Raw genomic sequence first — 8201 nt, 5'->3', positions numbered from 1 at the left:
AAGTAAAAGATATTAGTAATAGGTGTAAAAAGGCAGATTTTCTATAATGTTGATTGCTTTGAGATTTAAGATTTAATTATAAAAAAAAGGGATTTATCCTAGGAAAACTGTACAATCTATACTTCTTCTCAGCAGGGAAAAAGCAATAGATTGTGCAGTTAAACTAGGCCCAATGGTTTAAATTTCAAAGATGTATATGAAATTTGATAGTTGTTTTAGTTATTTACTAATAGTGTGAGAAATTGAATGGGCACCGCGAAGGGAATGATTCTAGTTATGGATATTAAAGGGTTTATAAATGATTTGAAAAAATCAAACATTTTCTTATATCAGAATCAAGGGAAGATAAAAATTATTGGACCTCGTGAGCTAATAACAGCTGAATTAAAGGAAAAAATAAAGTTATATAAAGAAAAAATTATTATAGCTTTAAAAAATGAAGATATAGAAAAAAAGAATGAAATTCCAAAAGCGAAACAATCAGAAAACGATTGTTATACCTTATCAATGGCACAAAAAAGGATGCTTATTTTAAATAATTTGGAATCTAAAGGTACGACATATAATATTCCTTTAGTTATCAAAATCGTGGGCCATTTTCAAATGCATGTTTTTGAGAATGCTTTTAAGGCACTAATTGATAGACATGAATCATTAAGAACATCCTTTGTAATGATTGATGGAGAACCAGTTCAAAAGATAGAAAAAGAAATAGATTTTAAAATTGAATATAGTGAATTAGGAGCAGATAGTGTATCAGAAAGAGTGGCACGATTTATAAGACCTTTTGATTTAGAGATAGCGCCGCTTCTAAGGGTAGAGATTTTATGTGTTAATCAGAATGAGCATATCATGATGCTTGATATGCATCATATTATTTCAGATGGAGTATCAATGGGCATTTTGATGAAGGAGTTAGCTGATTTAGTTAGAGAAAAAGAATTAGCACCATTAAAAGTTCAATATAAAGACTATTCGGAATGGCAAAAAGAATACTATAAAGGAGATAACGTAAAGCAGCAGGAGGAATATTGGCTCAAGGTATTTGAGGGTGACATTCCAGTTCTGAATATGCCAACTGATTTCCCAAGACCACAAATACAAAGTAGTGAGGGAGATAGGCTTGGTTTTGAAATAGATTCTAAACTAACAAATAAACTTAAATTTCTTGCAAGAGAAAATGGAGTTACTATGTATATGCTTCTTTTAGCAGTATATAAAACGCTTCTTTCTAAATATACAAGGCAAGAGGACATAATAGTTGGTTCACCAATTGCGGGAAGAACACATGATGATTTAAAAAATACGATTGGCATGTTTGTCAATACTCTTGCAATGAGAAGTCATCCAAAAGCAAATACTAAATTCATTGATTATTTAAAACAAGTAAAAGAAAACACATTAAATGCTTATGAGAATCAAGAATATCAATTTGATACCTTAGTAGAGAAACTAAATTTAAGAAAAGAAACAAGTAGAAGCGCATTGTTTGATACGATGTTTGATATACAAACTCAAAATGATTTTGAATTTAATATAAATGGAGTAACCACTGAGGTTTGCGAAATTGATTTTAATGTGGCGAAGTTTGATTTAAGTCTTACGGCGATAGAATATACAGATCATTTGAAATTTGATTTGCAATATTGCACAAAATTATTTAAAAAAGAAACAATCAAAAGACTTGCAGGTCATTTAGTAAATGTAATAAAGGAAATTACCAATAATCCGGGGCTTAAATTAGGAGAAATAAATTTACTTTCAGAAGAAGAAACGAAAAACATATTACACAAATTTAATGATACTAGGGCTGAATTTCCTAAAAATAAAACCTTAAATCATGTATTTGAAGAGCAGGTTTTAAAAACACCAAATCATATTGCAGTTATATTTGAAGAGGAACAATTAACATATACACAACTAAATGAAAAAGCAAATCAACTGGCAAGGTTGCTTAGAAAAAATGGTGCAAAGCCGGATACTGTAATAGGAATTATGGCGGATAAATCCCCAGAAATGATAATTGGCATATTGGCGATTTTAAAAGCTGGAGCAGCATATTTACCAATTGACCCTGAGTATCCTGAGGAAAGAATTGAATATATGCTAAAAGATAGTGAAGCAAATTTAGTCGTTACTCAGGAGCACTTACAATTCAAGGTAAGAACAGTTTCAAGTATTTTATTTAATGATGAAGAAATTAGTTCTTTAAATAAGGACAACCTAGAAAATTTAAATCATTCATCTGATTTAGCTTATTTAATATATACGTCAGGTTCTAGTGGAAAGCCTAAAGGGGTTATGACTACACATTGTAACGTTATTAACTATATTTATGCATTTTCAAAACAAATTACTTTAAATGAAGAAGATTCTATATTACAAGTAGTTTCATTTTCATTTGATGCTTTTACGGAAGAAATATTTCCTATTTTAGCTAATTCAGGGAAATTAATTATTAGTAAAAAAATTGGTGATCTGAACATAGATGAGCTAGTTAAAAATATTGAAAAATATAATGTGACTTTAGTAAGCTGTTCACCACTGTTACTCAATGAAATTGATAAAAATAAGCATTTAATACTTAATAAAAATATGAAATTTATTAGTGGTGGAGATGTTTTAAAGTATGAATATATAAAAAATATTATTGAGATTGCCGATGTTTATAATTCATATGGTCCTACAGAAACAACTGTTTGCGCAACATATTATAAGGTCAGTTCCAATGATTGTATAGGAATGAATGTACCTATAGGTAAACCATTAAGTAATTATAAATTATATGTTTTGGATAATAACGCTCAATTACTGCCGATAGGAATACCTGGTGAATTATATATAGGTGGAGAAGGTGTAGCACGAGGATACAAAAATAATAAAGAATTAACTGAAGAAAAATTCAAGTCTAATGCTTTTAGTTTAGAAGAACGAGTGTATCGGACTGGAGATCTAGTAAAATGGCTACCTGATGGAAATATTGAATTTTTAGGTAGAATAGATAATCAGGTGAAAATTCACGGTTTTAGAATTGAACTGGAAGAAATTGAATATCACTTATTAAGACAATCGAACATAAAAGAAGCTAAAGTAATTGATAAAGAGGGGATAGATGGAAACAGATATCTTTGCGCATTTATTACAGTTAATGATTTGAATGAAGAACTGAACATAGATAAAGTGAGAGAGTTGCTTGCCAAAGAGCTTCCTGGTTACATGATTCCTTTGCATTTTATAGAGATGGAAAGATTGCCGATTACACTCAATGGAAAAGTGGATGTGAAAGCATTACCGGAACCAGATTTCAGTAAATTTATAGAAGATCATTATGAAGCACCTCGAAATCTAGTAGAAGAGAAGTTGGCTTTAGTGTGGAAGGACGTTTTGGGTATAGAGAAAATTGGAATAAATCATAACTTCTTTGAAGCGGGAGGACATTCACTAAAAGCTTTTTCATTGGTATCAAAGATACACAAAGAATTAAATGTTGAAATACCATTAAAACAAATATTTAATTTTCCTACTATCAAAGGTATTGGTGAATATATAAAAGGGAAAGAAATGAGTACTTACTCAAAAATAAAGAAAGCTGAGGAGAAGCAATTTTATAATCTTTCATCGGCTCAAAAAAGGCTATATATTTTAAATCAAATAGAGGATAGTGGAATTACTTACAATCTACCAGTTGTTATACAAATGAAGGGGCGCTTTCAATTGGACACTTTTGAAAAAGCCTTTAAAGCATTAATTGATAGACATGAAGCATTAAGAACATCTTTTGTAATGATTGATGGAGAACCAGTTCAAAAGATAGAAAAAGAAATAGATTTTAAAATTGAATATGGTGAATTAGGAGAAGAGAACGTATCAGAACGAGTGGCGCGATTCATAAGACCTTTTAATCTAGAGGTAGCTCCTCTTCTAAGGGGAGAAATCGTACAAGTTAGTCAGGATGAGCATATCATGATGCTTGATATGCATCATATTATTTCAGACGGAGTATCAATGAGCATTTTGATGAAAGAGTTAACAGATATATTTGGAGAAAAAAAATTAGCGCCATTAGAAATTCAATATAAAGACTATTCGGAATGGCAAGAAGAGTTTTATAAAGGTGATAATATAAAGAAACAGGAGGAATATTGGCTTAAAGTATTTGAGGATGAGATACCAGTTCTGAATATGCCAACTGACTTTCCAAGACCACAAATACAAAGTAGCGAGGGAGATAGATTAAGTTTTGAAATAGATTCTGAACTAACAAACAAACTTAAAATGTTTGCAAGGGAAAATGGAGTTACTATGTATATGCTACTTTTAGCAGCATATACAACGCTACTTTCGAAATATACGGGACAAGAAGACATTATAGTTGGTTCGCCAACTGCAGGAAGACAACATGATGATTTAAAAAATACTATTGGTATGTTTGTTAATACTCTTGTGATGAGAAATCGTCCTAAAGCAGACAGTAGATTCATTGATTATTTGAAGAAAGTAAAAGAAAATACCTTAAATGCTTATGAAAATCAAGATTATCAATTTGATGAGTTAGTTGAAAAGCTAGCCTTAAAAAGGGATATTAGTAGAAACGCATTGTTTGATACGATGTTTTCTATTCAAAATTTAGATAATCTAGAGTTGAATATAAAAGGCTTAAAAATCGAACCTTATGACATTGATTTTAAAGCGGCAAAGTTTGATTTAAGTCTATCGGCAATTGAAAATACAGATCATATAGAATTTATTTTAGAGTATTGCACAAAATTATTTAAAGAAGAAACAATACAAAGAATTGGAAATCATGTAGTTAATATCTTAAAAGAAATTGTTAATAATCCTGAACAAAAATTAAGTGAAATAAATATGCTTTCACAAGAAGAAAGAGAAATGATATTAAACAAGTTTAATGATACTGCTGTTGAATATCCAGTAGGTACTATACACGAACTTTTTGAAGAGCAGGTTAAAAAAACACCAAATCATATAGCTGTAGTGTTTGAAGAAAAGCAGTTGACCTATGAAGAATTGAATAAAAAAGCAAATAAACTAGCTAGAACTTTGAGAGGAAAAGGTGTTGCACAAAATAGTATAGTTGGAATAATGGTAGATAGATCAGTAGAAATGATTGTAGGAATATTGGGGGTTCTAAAAGCTGGAGGAGCATATCTGCCGATAGATCCAGAATACCCTACAGAGAGAATAGAATTTATGCTTGAGGATAGTAATGCGGACATTATTATTACCCAAGAACATCTAACGGATAAAAATGGTGCCTACGGTGAAGTAGTAAATATAAATCATATAGATATATATGATATCAATGAAGATAATTTGAATCATATCAATTCACCGGATGATTTAGTGTATATCATATATACTTCAGGAACAACTGGAAACCCTAAAGGTGTGCTAGTAGAGCATAAAAATTTGGTTAATGCTCATTACACTTGGAGAGATCACTATGAATTGTCAAAGTATGAAGTCAATTTACTACAAATGGCTAGTATGTCGTTTGATGTATTTGCAGGGGACTTATGTAGAAGTTTATTAAATGGTGGGACAATGTATATAGTACCGAGTCATATCAAGCTAGAACTGGATTTATTATATAAGACAATTAAGAAGTATAAAATTAATATTTTTGAATCGACTCCAAGTCTTATTATACCTTTTATGAATTATGTATATGAAAATAATTTTGATCTCACGACATTACGATTATTAATATTAGGTTCTGATAGCTGTCCTATACATGAGTACAAAAATTTGGTTAAAAGATATGGGGAGAATATGAGAGTAATTAATAGCTATGGAGTTACAGAAGCAACTATTGATTCTAGCTATTATGAAGAAGAGTACGAGTATATACCGCAAATGGTAAATACCCCCATAGGAAAGCCGTTAAATAACACAAAATATTATGTTTTAAACTCTTTATTAGAACCACAACCTTTAGGGGTGTATGGTGAATTGTACATTGGTGGAAAAGGTCTTGCAAAAGGATACCTAAACAAACCAGACCTTACTCATGAAAGGTTTGTTTCAAATGGCTTTATACCTGGTGAAAAAATGTATAAAACAGGAGATTTGGCAAGATGGCTTTCAGATGGAAATATTGAGTTTTTAGGAAGAATAGACAATCAAGTAAAGGTTCGAGGGTTTAGGGTAGAAATAGGAGAAATTGAAGCTAAACTATTAAGTAATCAAAATATAGATCAGGCGGTAGTAGTTGATCGGAAAGATAATGCTGGTTTTACCTATTTATGTGCATACATAATAGCTAAAGAGGAGCTAACTACAAGTGAATTAAGAGACTACTTGTCAAATTATTTACCAGATTATATGATTCCTGCATTTTTTATTCAATTAGATAAAATGCCTCTTACACCGAATGGAAAAATAGATAGAAAAGCATTGCCTCTTGTACAAGGGGGAGACCTTTCTAAGGGAACAGATTATGAAGCGCCTCGAAATGAAGTGGAAGAACATCTTGTATCAGCTTGGCAGGATGTCTTGGGTATTAAAGAAATTGGAATTAACGATAGTTTTTTTGAGGTTGGTGGAGATTCTATAAAAGCGTTACAAATAGTTTCTAAACTATCGAAAGTGAATCTTAAATTCAAAATTAAAGATTTATTTGAAAACCCGAAAATTAAAAATCTTAGTAAGTATGTAAAAAATGAATCGAGAGTAAAGAAAAACTATGAAATAATTCAGGGAAACGTTCCTTTAATGCCAATACAGAAAAGACATTTTGTATTAAACAAAGCATTAAATAATAAAGAGCTAAATCACTATAATCAATCATTTATGCTGTATAGAAAAAATGGATTTGAAGAACAGATTGTAGAAAAGGTGTTTCGTAAAATTTGTGAAAAACACGATGCTTTACGAATGATTTATAAAGAGGAAAATGGTGAAATAATTCAATATAATCGTGATTTGAATGGGGATTTCTTTGATTTATATGTCCATGATATTAAGAATCAGGATAATCAACAGGAGATAGTGGGTCAACTAGCAACAAATATACAAAAAGAAATTTCGATTACTGACGGTAAAATGTTAAAACTTTGCATTTTTAGAACAAATGAGGGTGATCATTTGCTTATTATTATCCATCATCTTGTAATAGATGGAGTGTCATGGCGAATATTGTTCGAAGATTTTGAAATGTTATATAAACAAGCATATCTCAATGAAAAACTTGATATAGGTTTTAAAACGGATTCATTTAAGGAGTTTTCAGAAAAGTTAATGGATTATGCGGTAGGTAATAAACTTTTAAAAGAAAAAAAATATTGGGCAGACATATCTAAAATGAAAGTAGATTTTTTAGCGAAAAATGAAGAAATAGATGTGACCGATTATAAAAATAGCAAGACCTTAACCATTTCACTAAATAAGGAGAACACTCAAAAGTTATTGGGAGAAACAAACAAAACATATAATACTCAAATAAATGATATCCTTTTAGCGGCTTTGTTAGTAACAGTAAGAGATTTAACAGGAGAAAACAGGCTGAAAATTCTCATGGAAGGTCATGGAAGAGAAGAAGTCATTGAAAACATAGATGTTAGTAGAACTATTGGGTGGTTTACTACAATATACCCTGTATATTTTGATTTAGGTAAAGAAAAAGAAATTTCTATGAGTATAAAATTGGTAAAAGAGACTTTAAGAAAAATTCCTAATAACGGAATAGGATATGGGGTTTTAAAATACCTGAAAAAGGATCAAGATTTGTTAAATGATGAAACGGCACCTATATTATTTAATTATTTGGGAGAAATGAGTAAAAAAGCGACCAATGAAGAATTTTCTGCATCATGGCTATCACCTGGTGAAAGTATAGGTGGCGAAAATGCAAGAGATGCTTCTATAGAAATTAATTCAATAATTGTAGAGGATACATTAATAATAAACACTACCTTCAACGAAGGGGAATATTCCGAATTTTTAATCGCTGATTTTAACAAAAAGTATAAAGTGAACCTTGAAATGATAATCGATCATTGTATTAATCAAACGGAATCAGAAAAAACAGCTTCCGATTATGGTTACAATAAAATGTCACTAGAAGAGCTTGATGAGTTACTAGGTGAATATGAATACATCGATAATTAAAGCCTGGAGGCAAAACACAATCATAACGACTACTTAATTGTACAAATTATATTTATAATTTTTGTGCCTTT

Annotated in this window: 1 protein-coding gene; it reads left to right on the top strand. The window is 30.4% G+C overall.

All coding sequences use genetic code 11. The features are described from left to right. The first annotated feature begins 276 nt into the window (after positions 1–276). Positions 277–8130 (top strand): non-ribosomal peptide synthetase, encoded by a 7854-nt coding sequence (locus tag JDS98_RS06820; RefSeq protein WP_199633684.1) that lies wholly within the window; start codon positions 277–279, stop codon positions 8128–8130. Positions 8131–8201: the final 71 nt, after the last annotated feature.

Origin of the sequence: Bacillus cereus group sp. N11, from assembly GCF_016483605.1 — a bacterium.
Lineage (GTDB): Bacteria > Bacillota > Bacilli > Bacillales > Bacillaceae_G > Bacillus_A > Bacillus_A toyonensis.
The sequence above is the reverse complement of the archived record's forward strand: the minus strand, read 5'-3'. Positions and strand labels throughout refer to the sequence as shown.

Bases quoted from the DNA above. Each gene is read 5' to 3' on its own strand.
- JDS98_RS06820 (WP_199633684.1), top strand. From the start codon at position 277: ATGGATATTAAAGGGTTTATAAATGATTTGAAAAAATCAAACATTTTC.